This is a genomic window from Neptuniibacter sp. QD72_48 (genome assembly GCF_047778065.1).
Classification (GTDB): domain Bacteria; phylum Pseudomonadota; class Gammaproteobacteria; order Pseudomonadales; family Balneatricaceae; genus Neptuniibacter.
The window spans coordinates 276,895-293,026 of record NZ_CP180547.1; the positions used below are offsets into that span (position 1 = coordinate 276,895).

Here is a 16,132-nt window from a genome sequence, read left to right on the forward strand (position 1 = left end):
TTATCGAATATGGTTCTTTATGTGTTTGATTGTAAATGAATAGAACAAAAACGCTTTACGTCCTTAGCACTGAATATCTTTGTCTATAATTAGGTGGTTAATAACTTGATCGATTTATAGCGAAATGACCTATCAGTATGAGATTGAACATTCCCCGTTTTTTATCCGGGTTGAGGTCTTTGGAAATCGTCAGCCTGAACATGCAGTTAGAGATGCTTTGGCTGTTTGGGCAGCGATTGCAGAGACAGCTGAATCTATAGGTCAAACCAAGGTGCTTTATCTATCTCATATATGTGGGTCTATTCCTGTGATGGAAGCGTATGATGTAGTTGATCAGTTTGTGAATAATGACTGGACTCATCTTCAAATCGCCTATATCGACCTCGCGCACTCGAATGAAGATGATCTCAGAATGCTCAAAGCGATTTGTTTTCAACACGAGATAAAATTTGAGTTCTTTAAGACAGAGAAGCAAGGAAAGGAGTGGCTAGATAATTTGGATTAGAGGGAAAGACCTCTTTCCACACCTGATTTGTATGTTAATTAATCGCTTTTGAAATAATTTTAAAAATAGTCTTGATTCGTGTCGAATAACTGCCTATTATTCGCGTCCTCTTCTGAGATGTGCCGGTATAGCTCAGTTGGTAGAGCAACTGACTTGTAATCAGTAGGTCCCGAGTTCGACTCTTGGTGCCGGCACCACTTTCTCACCTTTCTAGGCATTCTTTAAGCATTATCTCCATCTGGATTTTTTTGTATTCCTCGCTCTATTGCTTCACTAAACATATGCGCTGTAACGGGTTTTCCAAGCAAATAGCCTTGTAGGTAATCGCAACGTAGCTCATGTAAATACTCTTTCTGTTCTTCTGTCTCTATCCCTTCTGCCGTCACGCTTAGGCCAAGCTGGTGGGCCATAGCTATAGTTGCAGAGACTAAGATCTGTGAATCTGGATTTGTCGCGAGTTCTCGGATAAATGACCGATCAATTTTCAGGTTGTCGAACGGGAAGCGTTGTAGATAGTTTAGAGAGGAATAGCCGGTACCAAAATCATCCATTGAGATCTGGATGCCCATGTCTGAAATTGCTTGTAGGGTGTTATCAAGTTTGGAGGATGCCTCAATAATCAGCCCCTCTGTTACTTCAAGCTTCAAGTATTCAGGGCTGAGGCCACTGTATTCAAGTGCTTGGTTCAGATCTTTTATAAAGTCATTGCCCTTAAACTGCCTCGGCGAAACGTTAACAGATATAGTGAAGCCAGCATGACCCTGTTCAATCCAGCGTTGCGCTTGTTTGCAGGCTTGTTTTAATACCCAGCGTCCGATTGGAATGATGAGGCCTGTTTGTTCGGTTAATGGTACAAATTCGGCTGGGGATACTTCGCCTAGTTTAGGCGAGTGCCACCGTAAAAGTGCTTCTGCACCGACAATTTTAGGGTCGTTGTTTAATCCACATATCAGCGGTTGAAATGCCAAACTGAGTTCATCGTTGGCGATGGCTGAACGTAAACAGTTATCGAGTTCTAATTGTCGAACAGCGACATCATTCATCTCTTGAGTGTAATAGTGGAAGCGGTTACGGCCATCTTTTTTAGCTTTGTACATACCGATGTCAGCAGCACGTAATAATGCTCTAAAGTCGACGGCATCGTCTGGAAATATGGCGATACCTATACTGGCTGTAACAATGAGTTGTTTACTTTGGATTACGAAGGGCTGCGAGAACTTTTCTAAAATGAGTTCAGCAGTAAGTTCCGCTTGTTCTGGTTTCTCGAGATCTTCGAGAATAATTAAGAATTCATCTCCGCCATGGCGAGCCAATGTGTGGTTTTCGGCTAAGCAGCTTTGTAGGCGCTCGACAGCCTGTTGCAGTAGCTGATCGCCAATATCATGGCCTAAGCTGTCATTTACCTTTTTAAAGTCGTCCAAATCGATAAACATTAAGGCCAGTTTCCGGCCTTCTCGACGCATTTTTTTGATTGCTTGTTCGGCGCGATCACGTGCTAATACACGGTTGGGAATGTTGGTGAGTAGGTCATATTGCGCTTGATAGAGAATATGCTCCTCTTGCTCTTTTTGTCGGCTAATATCGCGTATAGAGACGATATTAAACAGGTCATCATCAAATAGCATGCTGGCAGAGGAAATCTCTGCAGGGAAGATAGAGCCGTCTCCACGTTGCAGTGTGATTTCAAAAGAGGACTTATCTGTCTGCTCTAGCTCTAAGATCTCTTCGGATATCTCTTTATTGAAAAGGTGATCCAAGGAAGAGGCAATGAGGGTTTCTCTATCGGTAGCAAAAATTCGGCACAGGGCCTGATTTACATCGATGATTTTGTGATTGCTATAGATCAGCAAGCCTTCGGCGACAAGGTCTGATAGTTGGCGGAAACGGTCTTCACTAGCAGACAATTTTTTCTGTGTTTCAACTCGCTTCCTGATATCGCGGAATGAGGCTACCCTTGCTTTCTCACCATGCCATAGCACCCTTCGACCTGTGATGACTACAGGAATCTCTTCTTGTTGTTTGGTAATAATAACGGCTTGGTAAGGTTGCTCAGATGTGTTTCGTGCATGTTCAAGTGCTGTTGGCAAACTTTCCGGCGTAAATAAGGTTTGAGGGTCCAGTTTAATAAAGTCTTGGTAGCTATAGCCAAATAGTTCTTCTGCTCTTCTATTAAGGTCGACTATGCCTTGCGAATTATGGATGAAGATTGCTTCGGAGGTGACCTCTTCAAAACGTTGTAAACGTTGTTCACTTTGTTCTAACTCATGCTGATAGCGTTGGGTCGAACCTAAGCTTTGCCTAAGCTGGCGGTAGAGGAGTTTGATTGCAACTAAGGTTAAAAAGAACATCGCTCCAATTAAGGATAACGCGATTTGATGCTGAGTTATCTGTTCTGCAGTCTGAAATTGTTCAGGTTCTAAGAGGAATGAGATGTGCCAACCTGGCAGCTCTTCTAATGGCGCGTTTTCATAGATAAACAGTTGTTCATCCTTCTCTATCACTGAGCTATCTAACTTGCGGCTGAATCCTAAATGTTCAGGTATTGAATCGCCAAATTGTCGTGATGCTGCGACCTGCTTTTCTTGTACTGTAGAGAGAGGGAATAGGGTCTTATATAGCCAGTTTTCATTGTTGGAAGCAAAGACAACACCGTTCGGATCAATCAAAGATGCATTACCTGGGAGTCGATGGAAACGCTCTTCAATTTGATCAGGTAGGAACTTGATTATAGCTACCCCAATAGGAGACTTAGCATCTGAATAAATAGGGTGGCTGAAATAGAGACCGCGTTTTTTTGTTGTGACGCCCAAAGCTAAGTGAACGATTGGTATACCTTGAATCGCTTGTTGAAAATACGGGCGAAAAGCATAGTTTTTTCCTACAAGGCTCGTCTCCGGTGGGCGGTTGTCTGCTTGGGTAACGCCGTTCTTATCCATGATGTAACAGATCGATGCCTGCAATGTATGGCAGTAACGTTTTAGTTTTTTCTTGATTCGAGAGCGATTTGTATCGGGATTAAGTATGTATTGGGTGATTTGTTGTTCACCTGCCATTAGCGCAACTGCGTGTGTTCTATTACGGATAAATGCATCGGCTTGGCTTGCTAGCAGCTTAGTTATGTTTTGGCTGTGATTGCGTGCTTCAGTTTCACTCTTACTTGCTAGATTTAAATAGATACCGATACCGCCAATCGCGATCAAAAACAGCGGTAAAACGACTAATGCTAACAAGCCGCGGATGGGTTTATTGATATGAACGTATTCAGAGTGATCTGTTGCCAAAGTAAACCTTCTTAATACAACAAAGTCGAACGCAGCTAGTGGTCGACAAATTAGGTCTATGCAATCGTTGCCGTGCTAGCTAATGCTCGCTCCTGTACATTAGTGCGCTTAATGCTTTCTTAGGTGAAATCCTTCACTTTATCCTAGAACTATTTGCCTGATAGGCAAAGAATCAAAGTCAAAGTTTTGTTTTTTTTCTATTGGTTATGCAAGCTTTGCTCTAAATATGACCAAACTATTTCTGGTGTTAAAGGCGCAAAAATCGCTGGTTCCACATTGTTCTGATTTGCAGGGAACCTACTGGCTTGTAGGCAGGTTTGGTCTTTGCCGTAGCCACCAACTAAACCAGGATCAGTTGGGCCAAATAGAATGACATTAGGCGTATCCAAGGCTGCAGCTAAGTGGGATAAACCCGTGTCCACAGAAACACAAGCGCTTGCACCCGTTAGGATTGTAGCGATTTCGGCTAAAGGCAGACGTGGTAACACCTCAGCATTTTCGTGTGCTGCGGCGAGTCTTTGTGCACGTTGTTGCTCAGGTTCAGAGCCCCAAGGCAGTTTGATCTTCCAGCCGGCATCACCAGCGAATTTGATCAACGTATGCCAGTAGGTTTCAGGCCAATGCTTATCAAAGCGAGTGGTGCTGTGTTGAAAGACTAGATAAGGCGCTTCGCGATGAGTTTGCTTTAAAAAGTGCTGACGAATATTAAAATCACCACGCTCATCTGAGAGATTGTACCCAAGCGCTTGGGCAAACAATTGGCGAACGCGCTCAACGGCATGTTGCTGTTTCGGAACCGAAACTGAGGTGTCGTAAAATCGTGCAGCTAAAGGCTCTTTGGCAGAATCTTTCCCTAAGCCGAATGAAGGACCGTTTGCTAAGCGTGTGACCAGTACAGCACTCTTGAGTAAGCCTTGGGCATCAATAACAGCGTCGTACTTTTCTGTTTGCAGTCGCTGCTTGTAATCGGACCACTCACCGCTTTTTAGTGTGCTCCAGATATTCTTGCGCCAGCGTCGAATGGCAACCGGTATAACCTGATTAACCGAAGGGTGCCATGAAGGAACTTCGGTAAAATTTTCTTCTACGACCCAATCAAACTGTACGCCCGGGATTGCGCGAGCCGCGTCTGTGAGCGCAGGCAACGTATGGATGATATCGCCCATGGATGAAGTTTTAACAACGAGAACCTTCTTCATCGGTTTAATCCGTTGATGGTTGCCTTATAAGCAAGCTCAGGTGTGATATCGATCATACTTTGATGATAGCCTTGGTCGGCATCACCTTTTCTAATTTTTTGGTAGCCTTCGATCAGCCTGATGATCTCTGCTTTATCGGATAGCGGTGGTGTAAATCCAGGGCTGGTAGGACCGTAGAGTGCAACAAGCGGCACATTGACGGCTGCCGCAATATGCATCAATCCAGAATCATTACTCACCGCCGCTTGGCAATGCGCGATCAGGTCGATAGCTTGCGGTAGGGAGGTAACTCCGGCTAAGTTGCTGCAGCGCTGTTGTTCTTCAATCGTAAGCTGGTCTTGAATTTGTTGACATACCGGCTTGTCTTTTTCGGAGCCAAATAGCCAGATCTGGTAGCCATCAGCAATTAATAGCTTTGCTAGTGCTGCATAGTGATAATCTGGCCAGCGTTTAGCTGGACCAAACTCGGCACCTGGGCAAAACGCGATCGCTTTATCAGGGTTTAGTTTGAACTGAGCTAGAGCTGCTTCGTATTCGGCGCTATCCACTGTCAGTTGCGGATAAGGGATCTGTTCCATCGGCATGGCGGGTGTCCCTGGTGCTTCTGCTAGGCCAAGGTAGCGCTGAACCATCAATGGATAGGCTTCTTTATCCAGTGGTCTAAGGTCGGTCAGCAAGCCATAACGCATCTCGCCACGCCAGCCAGTTCTTTTTGGGATTTTGGCAAACCATGGGATTAACGCAGATTTTAGTGAGTTAGGCAGCACGAGAGCTTGCTCATAACCGTTTTTAGCGAGTTCCTGACCAATCTGTTTGCGTAGACCCCATTGCAGGCTGCCATGTCCTACTGGCATCTCAATCGCTTTATTGACCTCGGGCATACGCGCTAAAACAGGTCGACACCAATTTGGCGCTAACACGTCGATCTCAATATCTGGGTTCTTCTGTTTTAGATGCTGGTACAGAGATTGGCTCATTAACATGTCGCCTACCCAAGATGGGCCGATGATAAGCGTTTTCATTAGCTGTTATCCATTTGCTGTGTGAACGACATAGGAGAGTGAACCTTCTGCTCTGTTGCTTTTAGACTGCGATCAAAAATAGTGCGTTATCGTGCTTAGACAGCCCGATAAAACCAGTATTTGATAAGGTGAGAATCATACAAGAATTGGAGAAAAACGCCCAATTTCAATTCTTATTGGGTTTATTGGTACTTTAATTCCGCAAGATGCGCTGTTGAAGGGCTCAGGGAATTCCAATTTTCTGTTATCAGGATTAGAATATCAGCCCTAAATTTGTACATATTATCTCTGTTTGCCCCTGTATCGAGTGTATCGAAGGGCAAAACAGTAACGCATCAAAATAATTAGAAGGAAGGTCTCATGGCAACTGCATTCGGCTCCGTTTTTATGCCTGAAATGTCAATCTCTTGGTTTGACGGTTCCAGCTGGAGTGCGGTCGAAATGGTCCCTAGTGACAGCATCAACTTGCACCCAGGTGCGCATGTGCTGCATTACTCTTCGACGTGTTTTGAAGGTCTTAAAGCATTCCGTCATGAAGATGGTTCGATCAAAGTTTTCCGTATTGATCGTAACGTATCTCGTATGGCGCAAAGTGCGCGTCTATTAGCACTGCCAGAATTGGATGAGGAATTTGTAACTCAGATGATTCTGGATACAGTGAAGCGTTTTGCTGATGAAGTTCCAGCGCCTCCGGGTTCTATGTATATCCGTCCAACGTTGTTTGGTACTGAGCCTGCGATCGGTAAAGCGGCTGCGCCATCTGAAACGGCTTGTTTCTACGTACTGCTTTCACCTGTAGGTGATTACTTTGCGGGTGGTGATCGCGCGTTGCGCTTGTTGGTAGAAGATAACGGCCTACGTTGTGCGCCTCACAATGGCATGATCAAGAGTGGTGGCAACTACGCGAGTGCATTACTGCCAACGATGAAAGCTAAAGCTGAGCACAATGTTGATCAGGTTCTGTTCTGTCCAAACGGTGATATTCAGGAAACTGGCGCAGCTAACTTCCTGCTAATCGATGGTGATGAAGTTATCACACGTGATTTGGATGAAAGCTTCCTGCACGGTGTAACGCGTGATTCTGTTCTAACCATTGCCCGTGATTTAGGTCTTAAAGTGTCTGAGCGTAGTATCTCGGTAGAAGAGATGCTTGAGCGTATTGCTAAGCCAGGTTGCGAAGCTGCTCTTTCGGGTACAGCTGCGGTATTGGCGCCAGTGGGTACTATGGTTTATAACGATAAAGAGTACAGCGTTGGTAACGGTGGTATTGGCGAGACAACTCTACGTTTACGTAAGGCGCTAAACGATATCCAATGGGGTAAGGCAGAAGATAAGCACGGTTGGTTGACCGACGTTTAAAGGCCTCCCTAGACAGTTTTATAAAAAAGGGCAGTACCTTCGCAGGTGCTGCCCTTTTTCGTTATCAGGAGAAAGCTTAGCTTTCCCCTGACATGATCCCTTGCCAGATGCTTGCGACTGCATTTCGCATCTCGGTCATCTCAGCGCCAGATATGGTATTGGAGCGATCCTGCAAGGTTTGACGATGGCCTGCTGCGCGATAAGCTTTATAAGCTTCTCGTAGGGTTTCAGCTGTATCTTGGCTGATTAACTCGACCTGCTCGGCAGCATCTAAAATACGGATGTTGTCGGTGAACTCATAAAGAGAAGGGCATTTACCGGCATTGCGTAAAACTAAGTATTGAACGATAAACTCAATATCAACAATGCCACCTCGGTCATGTTTAAGGTGGAACACAGGGTTCTCTTCATCATTACCTTTGCTACCCAGATGGTCACGCATCTTCTCGCGCATCTCTGTTACTTCTTCTAGTAACTTTTCATTTTCTCTAGGCAGTTTAAGAATCTCGGCTCTCACCTCTTCAAACTTCTCTTTCAGAGCTGCATCACCGGCAACAACGCGTGCACGAACAAGGGCTTGATGTTCCCAAGTCCACGCTTCTTTGTGTTGATAGTCGGAGAAGGCTTTAAGAGAACTTACCAATAGGCCGGAGTTACCAGATGGACGCAGACGCATGTCCACTTCATACAGCTGACCTGAGGTGGTGAATGTATTTAAGATGTGGATGATCTTCTGACCTAAGCGAGTAAAGAAGACCGAGTTAGCGATCTGTTTCTCGCCATCGGTAAACAGGTTCGCATCAGAATCGTGAATAAAAACTAGGTCTAGATCCGAGCCATAGGAAAGCTCGATCCCGCCCATTTTGCCGTAACCCAAAACGATAAAGTCTGGGTTGCAGGGTACGCCTGCGGATTTCTGTGGAGCACCGTGCTTTTCGGTCATCAACTTCCAAGCGATATCGACCACTGCTTCTAAGATAACTTCCGCTGTCCAAGTTAAGTAATCACTTACTTTCATGAGCGGCAACGCACCCGTGATCTCAGATGCCGCTACTTTCAAAGAGTGAGCGTTCTTGAAGTAACGTAGGGTGTCCATTAACTGTTCTGTATCCTCTTCTGGAATACGTAGCAGTTGCTGGCGTAGTTCGCTGTTTAGCTGAGCTTTATCCGGTGGCGAATATAGGCTGCTAGGGTCAATCAATTCATCCAATAGAATTGGCTGCTTCGCTAGTTTTTCTGAGAACCAGCTAGATGCTGAGCAGAGTTTCACCATCTGCTGAAGTGCGGTTGGGTTTTCGGCCAATAACACTAGATAAGCTGAACGCCTTAAGATCGCTTGGATCAGAGTTAAGACTCGACCTAAGGTTTCTGTCGCATTTTCGGTCGCGGCGATTTCACGTAGCAAAATAGGCAGTACGGCTAATAAGCGTTCTTTCGCAATGAGCTGTAGCATCTGCACGGTACGCGATTCGCGCAAAGTGTTGATCTTGTGCCATGCCTCTTTAGGGTCGTCAAAACCTTGTTCTTCAAGCAGGTCAATCGCCTGTTGATCTTCGAGGTCGTCATTCCATAGAGACAGCCAAGTATCGTCGCATGCAGAATCCTCTTCAGGTTCCGCTTCTTCACAAGGCGCAATCAGATCGGCAAAGTGGATACGTACTTTCTCGCGGTGACTTTCTAGTTCTGCTGCGAAACTATCCCAATCGTTAAAGCCCATGCTGAATGCTAAGCGGCATTGTTCTACTTCGTCGATTGGTAGTTCTTGAGTTTGCTTGTCAGCTACCGCTTGGATGGCGTGTTCTGCGTTACGGAGAAATTCATAAGCCGCCATCAGCTCCTTAGAGGCTTGTTCCGGCATGCCTACGACGTCTGGCAGAATCGGTAAAATATTACACAGCTCGCGTTGTTGCAGACGTGTATCACGACCGCCACGCAGCAGTTGGAACACCTGGGCGATAAACTCGACTTCGCGGATACCGCCAGAGCCAAGTTTTACGTTGTTATTAAGTCCTTTGCGACGAACTTCGCGGCTGATCATCTCTTTCATCTCACGAAGAGAGTCAAAAGCACTGAAGTCGATATATTTACGGTACACGAATGGGCGGAGAATCTGCATTAGCTCATCTCCCGCTTCTTTATCACCGGCCATTACGCGGGCTTTGATCATGGCGTAGCGTTCCCACTCACGACCATGCTCTTGGTAATAGCCTTCCATAGCATCGAAACTGATCGCCAAGGGGCCAGCTGAGCCGAAAGGACGTAGGCGCATATCGACACGGAATACAAAGCCGTCGATGGTGCTGTTATCCAATGCCTGAATCAGTTTTTTGCCTAGACGGATAAAGAAGTCCTGATTGTCGAGGCATTTTTTGCTGCCTTCGGTTTCACCGTTTTCTGGGTAAACGTAGATTAGATCGATATCGGAGGATAAATTCAGCTCGTTTGCACCTAGCTTACCCATGCCAAGTACAACCATGCGTTGCGGCTTACGGCTGTGTCTGCCAGTTGGTGTGCCCCAACGTTCGCACGCTTGGTCATAAAGCCAGTTCATGGTTTGTTCGACACAAGCATCAGCCAACCAAGACAGTTCACGGGTGGTTGTGCGCATATCGCTGGCACGGGTGAGGTCACGCCAGATTAATCGAACTTGTTCACGCTGGCGGAAACAACGGATCGCTTTGTGAAGCTGTTCTTCTGTTTCTAAAGAGCTAAAGGTTTCTTTCAGTGTGTTGTGATACTGCTCTTCTGAATAGGTGCTGTATAGATCACCGCTTTCAAGGAGCGAACTCAACATCTCTGGGCGACGCTCGAGTTGCTCCGCCACGAAGTTACTGCCGGTCAGAACTCGGCTTAAGTCCTGACTGAAACTCTCAGGGGTATTGCTCAGTGTAGTCAGAGTTTCTTCAAGGGGTTCCCAGTTTTTGCTGAGTACTGGTTGAAGTGTTTCTGGCAGTAAATCCATGTGCGGTTTGAGCATAAGGTTTATGTCTCCTGAAATGTGAAACTTGGGGCCGAATTAAATGAAGACCCCAAAATCATTCTAACAGTCTAAAACAACTGAATGAGTGATGCTTATCATGCTTTTGTTAAACAACTTTGGGCAAGTTGCTGGTGGCTTTCCTGCCAGCGCTCGCGCCAAGATTTCTCTATCAGCTGTTCTGATATCAGCAGTGCTAATACGCCCGGTTCTGCTGTTTGCAATAATACATTTAAGCGCGCTTCTGAGCGTTGCTGCTGTTGCTTGATCAAGTCACTCTCTTTTTGACCAGAGATAACTGCTGTACGTCGCCACGCATCGATATCTCGTAACTGACGGATCAGTTTGCTGAGAAGGAAGTCGATCTTGCCATCAGGTTCTGCAGGCACAATATCGCTGTAGGTCTCGTAGAGGGCGCCAATATTACGCAGTGACTCGAGTGCTAGGGGGATGTATTTCCAATCTTGAGTAAATTGCCAAGCTTCTAAATAGCGTGGCCACAGACCGAGTTCTTTTTGCAACAAAGTGCTGAAGCTTTGTTCTAGCGTAGTAGATTCATCGAATTCAGGAAGTTTACGATGAACGTCATAGGCCTCTGGATCGAGAAGTCGATAGCCTCTTTCCGCTTTACTGATATCGCTAATATAGAGAGGGATATGTTTCGCTAGATCTAATGCGAATTTGACCATCTCAGTCGCCTCGCCCTCCAGCAGTTCCAGCTCTAGCTCACACAGAGGATCTTCTCGGCCATGAGCACTCACAGTGCCTTGGTCTAAAGCGATCTCGGCTTTTAGCACATTACCTTTGCTATCCAGGGTATCGAGTATCCACGTTGTACGGGTAAAGTCGGTGCTAAAAATTGGTGCGACTTGAGCGTGGATATTCGGGTCTTGAAGGGCTTTAGGCCATTCTGCACTTTCAAGTAGTGCGTAATCTAATTCCGGTTGCTTAATCAGCCACTCCCACTCTTTGCGTGAGTGCATACCTGCTTCAGAAGAACCACTGCTTTTCAGTGTTTGAATCAGCTGTTCACCTTTGCGTCGAATGCGCAGGGCTACACGATGTTGAGTCAGTTGCTGATCGGGGGTGTCGTAATAGATGTTACCTAACTGGTGACTACCCAATTCTCGAACTTGAGAGGAGCGGAACAGTGGTTGTAGTTTTAATGATTCCACATGATGCGGGCTTAAAGTTAGCTTTAGCTCTACTTCTAATGCCATCTCTGTTTTTTCTCTTTATAGGCTGCCATCTAAGTTTGCAGTCTAACGCACTAAGATAGGGCTTTAAATCACTCTTGCCGAGTAATGTTCAGATGGATGAATATTTGGCTTTTGTGCCGATTAAGCCTACAGTAGCTGTAATAGACCTAATCATTGAAAACTGCTTGTAGACTGACTGTGAACGACGACACTAAACAATACGTCAATTGGTTCCGCCATTCCTCTCCTTATATCAATGCGCATCGGGGTAACACCTTTGTGTTGATGTTGAGTGGGGAAACCGTTGCTGATCCTAACTTTGCCAACATTGTGCATGATATCGCCTTGCTGAATAGCTTAGGTGTGCGTTTGATTTTGGTCTACGGGTCGCGACCACAGGTCGAAGAACAGCTTGCACAAAAGCAGTTAACAACACGTTTGCATCATCACCTTCGCGTGACCGATCAAGAAAACCTGACTTGTGTCATTCAAGCCTCCGCTATTGTGCGGGCAGAAATTGAAGCGAGATTGTCTTTGGGGTTGCCTAATACGCCGATGGCCGGTGCGCGCATTAAGGTTGTTTCTGGCAACTTTGTGACAGCGAAGCCCGTTGGTGTGCTGGACGGCGTCGATATGGCCCATACGGGTGAAGTTCGTCGCTTAGATCATGATGCCATTACCCAGCAGTTAGATGATGGCAATATCGTTCTACTTTCTCACTTAGGCTACTCACCAACCGGTGAAGTATTCAATCTATCAGTTGAAGATGTAGCGACGGCTGCTGCCAGTGCTTTAGATGCTGATAAGTTGATTTTGTTTGGTGCGGATCAAGGTGTTTTGGATAGCTCGGGCAAATTGCGTAGTGAGTTATTGACCCGCAAGGCTGAACGCTTGGTTGGGCAGTATCTATCTTCATTGGAAGATACAGACCAACCACATACGGAAATGTCGCGTCATTTAGAAGCCGCAGTTGCTGCTTGTCGCAAGGGTGTGCGTCGTTGCCATCTTATCAGTTATAAAGAAGACGGTGCTTTACTAGGTGAATTATTTACCCGTGATGGTTCGGGTACTATGGTGCTGCAAGATTCCTACGAGCAGCTTCGTTCTGCAACGATTGAAGATGTAGGTGCGGTGTTAGAATTGATCCAACCTTTAGAGCAGGATGGCACCCTGGTAAGGCGTTCGCGTGAAGTCTTAGAAAATGAGATCGAACGTTTCACGCTTATCGAACGTGATGGCGTGGTGATTGGCTGTGCTGCTCTATATCCGTTCCCAGAAGACCAGATGGCAGAGTTGGCTTGTGTGGTCGTTTCGTCAGAATATAAAGGGGCTGAACGAGGCGATAAGCTGCTTAAAGCGATTGAACAGCAAGCGCTGCAGCACAACCTTAAGCAGGTGTTTGTGCTGACAACTAAGACGGCGCATTGGTTTGTTGAGCGTGGTTTTGTCGAAACCCCTGTGGATAACTTGCCGGGTGAGAAGAAAGCGCTGTTTAATCTCCAGCGCAATTCCAAAGTGTTTATGCTTAATCTTTAACTTGGGAAGTGAATCACAAAGCAGGCTCCGCCAAGTGGGGAGTCTTTCACTTCAATCTGACCTTGGTAGCTACTGATAATATCGGTGGCTACAGATAAGCCAATCCCTTGTCCTTGAATTGACGTATCCAAGCGAGCGCCGCGTTGTAAAATGACTTGGCGCATCTCTGGTGTTACTCCGGGGCCGTCATCACAGATGGTTATTTTTAACTCTCGATCAGATTGTGATGCAGAGATAGCAACCTGACTATGACCGTACTTAAACGCGTTTTCCATGATCATACCCAACACTTCCATGAGATCGCGTTCATCCCCAAAGAAGGTCAGGTTTTCTGATAAAGATGTTTCAGTAACAACATTTTTATTTCGATAGACTTTGCCAAGAGCCGAGAGCATTCGTTCTATGATGGGCTCAACAGGGACCGCTTTACCGAGAGGCTTGTTCTTGCTCTTCACTGCACGGCTCAACTGATACTGAACAATCTGATCCATGCGTTCCACTTGCTCAGATACCAGAGATTGATAGGTGTGCAGTTCGTGTTCTTCTAGCTCCGCGCCACGCATTACCGCAAGTGGGGTTTTCAGACTATGAGCTAGATCCCCCAAGGTATTTCGATAACGTTCTCGCTGTTTACGCTCACTCTCAATTAAGCCGTTAAGGTTAGTGGTTACCGGTTCAACTTCATCAGGGTAAAGGCCTTTAAGTTTCTCCGCTTTACCAGCTTCAATCGCCTTAAGATCTTTAGCGAGTCGCCTTAATGGTGTTAAGCCCCAACTGAGGATGAAGGTTTGCGCCAATAGCGCAACGAGGAAAATGATGCCAAGCCAAGCCGTTAACTGTTGGTTATAAGCTTGAATATCGCGAATCACGAGATCATCTGATTCCATTACGGTAAACAGAAATGACTTTTCTTTGCCTGCTGTTTCCCAAATGATGCGTAGTTGGAATCGGTAGAGTTGTGCCTCTTCCAAATGTTCAAACCTCGGCTCGCCAGTGGTTAATCCGCTAAGGTTTATCACTTCAGAAAGCTGAGGGTCGTCTAGAAGTAAAGATGATAGAGAACGCCAGAGAATATTGCCCTCTTGATCATGTATAGCGGCATATAAACCGGAATTAATCTGTTCGTAGCGAGGTTCCTGTAATCGCTCAGGGAAGAGAATATGATCCTCTTTCAGTTCTACTGCACCAAGGAGCAGGTAAACCTGTAGCTGCAAACGGTCTCTCACCGAGTTTTCTAAACTGCTGTGGTAAGCCTTGCTCAAGGCTAATCCTGCAATAAGAAGAACGATTGGAAGAATGACTGCTGATGCAATCAACAGTCGCCCCTGCAATGACTGCAGGGGAGATCGAATATTCACGAACTATCCTTAGTCGTTTGGCTGATCAGTTGTGAGGGCGAAACGGTAGCCGAGCCCGCGTACGGTAGTGATCGGCTGTAACTCTTGATCAGGGTCCAGTTTCTGACGTAAACGACGGATAAATACTTCCAGTACATTACTGTCGCGGTCGAAGTCCTGGTGATACAAGTGTTCAGTTAACTCGCTCTTTGAAATGGTCTTGCCTGTATTTAATACCAAGTATTCGAAGGTGCGATACTCATAGCTTGTTAGCTTAACCGGTTCGCCGTTGCGGTAAACAACGCGGCCAGTGGTATCGATTTTGAGCGGGCCAAACTCAAGCACAGGTTTCGCGTGACCTGCTGCTCTGCGTAATAAAGCGTTTAGGCGTGCATGTAGCTCTTCCATATGGAAAGGTTTGACTAGGTAATCATCTGCACCTGCTTCTAAACCTTCTACTTTGTCTTGCCAGTCGCCGCGGGCGGTTAGAATGATAATCGGAAACTCTTTACCTTCTGCGCGCCATTTCTTGATGACTTCAATCCCAGAAAGCTTTGGTAGACCAAGATCGACTATTGCGAGGTCGTATGGATATTCTTGGCCCATGTATAGTGCCTCTTCACCATCAGCAGTTTCTTCAACTGTATAGTTGTTACCCTCTAAGGCAGTCGTCAATTGGCGGCGTAGATCTGGATCGTCTTCAACAACAAGTAACTTCATTGTATTTAACTCCTTATTTGGGGGTAATCACGGCGCCGCTTTTGGCGTCAATCAAGATATCTTTAACATGACCCTCTTTAACGAGGCGTATTTTAAAAACGGCACGTCCTTTAAATTCAGTAGTCTCTGTTTTTATTACTTCACCACCGCTTGCTTCAATCGCGGCGGTCATGGCTTGTTTGAGTGTTAATGGCGAATCGTCTGCCATTGCCACTGGTGCTAAGCCAGTCATTAGGCTTAGTAACAATACAGCATATCGAATCTGCTGCTTGAGCATGTGGGAAAACCTCATTGGTGCAGGTCACTATTCAGATTACACAAACAATAGAATATTAAGCCTTAGTATCTGACTCTCGGAAGAATGCAGAATGGGCCGTTTTTTCGTTAATTTCTAAGTATCCCGTACTATGGAATGGATAGTAAATAGTTCGTGTGACCAGATAAATTACTTATATAAAGAATTTATAGCCTAGCTTACGGGCGTGAAACTGTATCGAGTGTGAATGGTATTCTGTGAGGAGGGCCTCCCCACAGAAGTTTCCCAGAGAGAAATCGAGATACTGGGAGTAGATCAGTCTTTCTTTTGTTTTTCTTTTAATTGTCTAACCGAAAGAATGACAAAGCGAACGTTGTAAGCCATACCGATCGCAAGCGCAATCGCAGCAGTAACAATAAATATTTGGCCTAGGGAAGGGATTTTGAAAAACCACCCCACCCACAAGCAGATAATGCTGATGATGGCGATCGGAACGCCTGATTTGATGAAGAGTTGCATCCACTTGTCAGAGCGAATCTCTTTTTTATCTAAGTTGGACATGATTAACCTCTAACACAACTAAGCTGCCAAGATTAGAGTGCGGGCTTCGACTCTGCAAGGGCTGGAACATGCATAATTTTAATCTATTGGTCGGATTAGCCTCGTGCATTTGGTAACGCATTTCGTGGTATATGCTGTTGCGAACAAAGCAATATTGGAACGACGGTTTTCGCAACGGTT

12 protein-coding genes and 1 tRNA gene are annotated in these 16,132 nt (G+C 45.8%); 4 read left to right on the plus strand and 9 right to left on the minus strand.

What is annotated here, in order from left to right:
• Window positions 1-124 precede the first annotated feature (124 nt).
• Both ACMXYX_RS01165 and ACMXYX_RS01170 read left to right on the plus strand, forming a co-directional pair.
• Window positions 125-505 (plus strand): hypothetical protein, encoded by a 381-nt coding sequence (locus tag ACMXYX_RS01165; protein ID WP_415883169.1) that lies wholly within the window; start codon window positions 125-127, stop codon window positions 503-505.
• Window positions 506-626: 121 nt separating this feature from the next.
• Window positions 627-702, plus strand: a tRNA-Thr gene (locus ACMXYX_RS01170).
• A gap of 24 nt (window positions 703-726) precedes the next feature.
• Here ACMXYX_RS01170 and ACMXYX_RS01175 read toward each other — a convergent pair.
• The 3 genes from ACMXYX_RS01175 to waaF form a co-directional block, all read right to left on the minus strand.
• Window positions 727-3,786 (minus strand): EAL domain-containing protein, encoded by a 3,060-nt coding sequence (locus ACMXYX_RS01175; RefSeq protein WP_415906396.1) that lies wholly within the window; start codon window positions 3,784-3,786, stop codon window positions 727-729.
• A 197-nt stretch (window positions 3,787-3,983) separates the two neighbouring features.
• Window positions 3,984-4,985 (minus strand): lipopolysaccharide heptosyltransferase RfaC, encoded by a 1,002-nt coding sequence (gene rfaC / locus ACMXYX_RS01180; protein ID WP_415883171.1) that lies wholly within the window; start codon window positions 4,983-4,985, stop codon window positions 3,984-3,986.
• On the minus strand, window positions 4,982-6,007 hold the full coding sequence (waaF, locus tag ACMXYX_RS01185) for a lipopolysaccharide heptosyltransferase II (protein ID WP_415906397.1): 1,026 nt from the start codon (window positions 6,005-6,007) through the stop codon (window positions 4,982-4,984). The genes rfaC and waaF overlap by 4 nt, the downstream gene beginning before the upstream one ends.
• A gap of 360 nt (window positions 6,008-6,367) precedes the next feature.
• Here waaF and ACMXYX_RS01190 point away from each other — a divergent pair, with 360 nt between their 5' ends.
• Window positions 6,368-7,366, plus strand: a complete 999-nt coding sequence (locus ACMXYX_RS01190; protein ID WP_415883173.1) for a branched-chain amino acid aminotransferase — start codon at window positions 6,368-6,370, stop codon at window positions 7,364-7,366.
• Between the two features lie 76 nt (window positions 7,367-7,442).
• On the opposite strand, the gene glnE is transcribed toward ACMXYX_RS01190, so the two are convergent.
• Window positions 7,443-10,343: a bifunctional [glutamate--ammonia ligase]-adenylyl-L-tyrosine phosphorylase/[glutamate--ammonia-ligase] adenylyltransferase gene (gene glnE, locus ACMXYX_RS01195; RefSeq protein ID WP_415897361.1), complete on the minus strand. Its 2,901-nt coding sequence runs from the start codon at window positions 10,341-10,343 to the stop codon at window positions 7,443-7,445.
• A 98-nt stretch (window positions 10,344-10,441) separates the two neighbouring features.
• Window positions 10,442-11,563 carry an inorganic triphosphatase gene (locus tag ACMXYX_RS01200; protein ID WP_415897362.1) on the minus strand — a complete coding sequence of 374 codons (1,122 nt, stop codon included), beginning with the start codon at window positions 11,561-11,563 and terminating at the stop codon, window positions 10,442-10,444.
• A 177-nt stretch (window positions 11,564-11,740) separates the two neighbouring features.
• On the opposite strand from ACMXYX_RS01200, the gene argA reads away from it, so the two are divergent.
• On the plus strand, window positions 11,741-13,078 hold the full coding sequence (argA, locus tag ACMXYX_RS01205; RefSeq protein WP_415883176.1) for an amino-acid N-acetyltransferase: 1,338 nt from the start codon (window positions 11,741-11,743) through the stop codon (window positions 13,076-13,078).
• Here the strand turns inward: argA and ACMXYX_RS01210 are convergent.
• From ACMXYX_RS01210 to ACMXYX_RS01225, 4 genes are all read right to left on the minus strand, one after another.
• A complete protein-coding gene (locus ACMXYX_RS01210; RefSeq protein ID WP_415897363.1) occupies window positions 13,075-14,436 on the minus strand; it encodes an ATP-binding protein in 1,362 nt (453 codons plus the stop codon). The genes argA and ACMXYX_RS01210 overlap by 4 nt on opposite strands.
• Before the next feature lie 9 nt (window positions 14,437-14,445).
• Entirely contained in the window at window positions 14,446-15,135 is a 690-nt protein-coding gene (locus ACMXYX_RS01215; RefSeq protein ID WP_415886645.1) for a response regulator transcription factor, read from the minus strand.
• A 13-nt stretch (window positions 15,136-15,148) separates the two neighbouring features.
• Window positions 15,149-15,412, minus strand: a complete 264-nt coding sequence (locus ACMXYX_RS01220; RefSeq protein WP_415883179.1) for a PepSY domain-containing protein — start codon at window positions 15,410-15,412, stop codon at window positions 15,149-15,151.
• A 294-nt stretch (window positions 15,413-15,706) separates the two neighbouring features.
• Window positions 15,707-15,952, minus strand: coding sequence for a hypothetical protein (locus ACMXYX_RS01225; protein WP_415883180.1), 246 nt, complete (start codon window positions 15,950-15,952; stop codon window positions 15,707-15,709).
• Between the last annotated feature and the right edge of the window lie 180 nt (window positions 15,953-16,132).

Coding starts and splice junctions, on each gene's coding strand:
- ACMXYX_RS01165 (WP_415883169.1), top strand. CDS start 125: ATGACCTATCAGTATGAGATTGAACATTCCCCGTTTTTTATCCGGGTT.
- rfaC (WP_415883171.1), bottom strand. CDS start 4,985: ATGAAGAAGGTTCTCGTTGTTAAAACTTCATCCATGGGCGATATCATC.
- waaF (WP_415906397.1), bottom strand. CDS start 6,007: ATGAAAACGCTTATCATCGGCCCATCTTGGGTAGGCGACATGTTAATG.
- ACMXYX_RS01190 (WP_415883173.1), top strand. CDS start 6,368: ATGGCAACTGCATTCGGCTCCGTTTTTATGCCTGAAATGTCAATCTCT.
- glnE (WP_415897361.1), bottom strand. CDS start 10,343: ATGCTCAAACCGCACATGGATTTACTGCCAGAAACACTTCAACCAGTA.
- ACMXYX_RS01200 (WP_415897362.1), bottom strand. CDS start 11,563: ATGGCATTAGAAGTAGAGCTAAAGCTAACTTTAAGCCCGCATCATGTG.
- ACMXYX_RS01215 (WP_415886645.1), bottom strand. CDS start 15,135: ATGAAGTTACTTGTTGTTGAAGACGATCCAGATCTACGCCGCCAATTG.
- ACMXYX_RS01220 (WP_415883179.1), bottom strand. CDS start 15,412: ATGCTCAAGCAGCAGATTCGATATGCTGTATTGTTACTAAGCCTAATG.
- ACMXYX_RS01225 (WP_415883180.1), bottom strand. CDS start 15,952: ATGTCCAACTTAGATAAAAAAGAGATTCGCTCTGACAAGTGGATGCAA.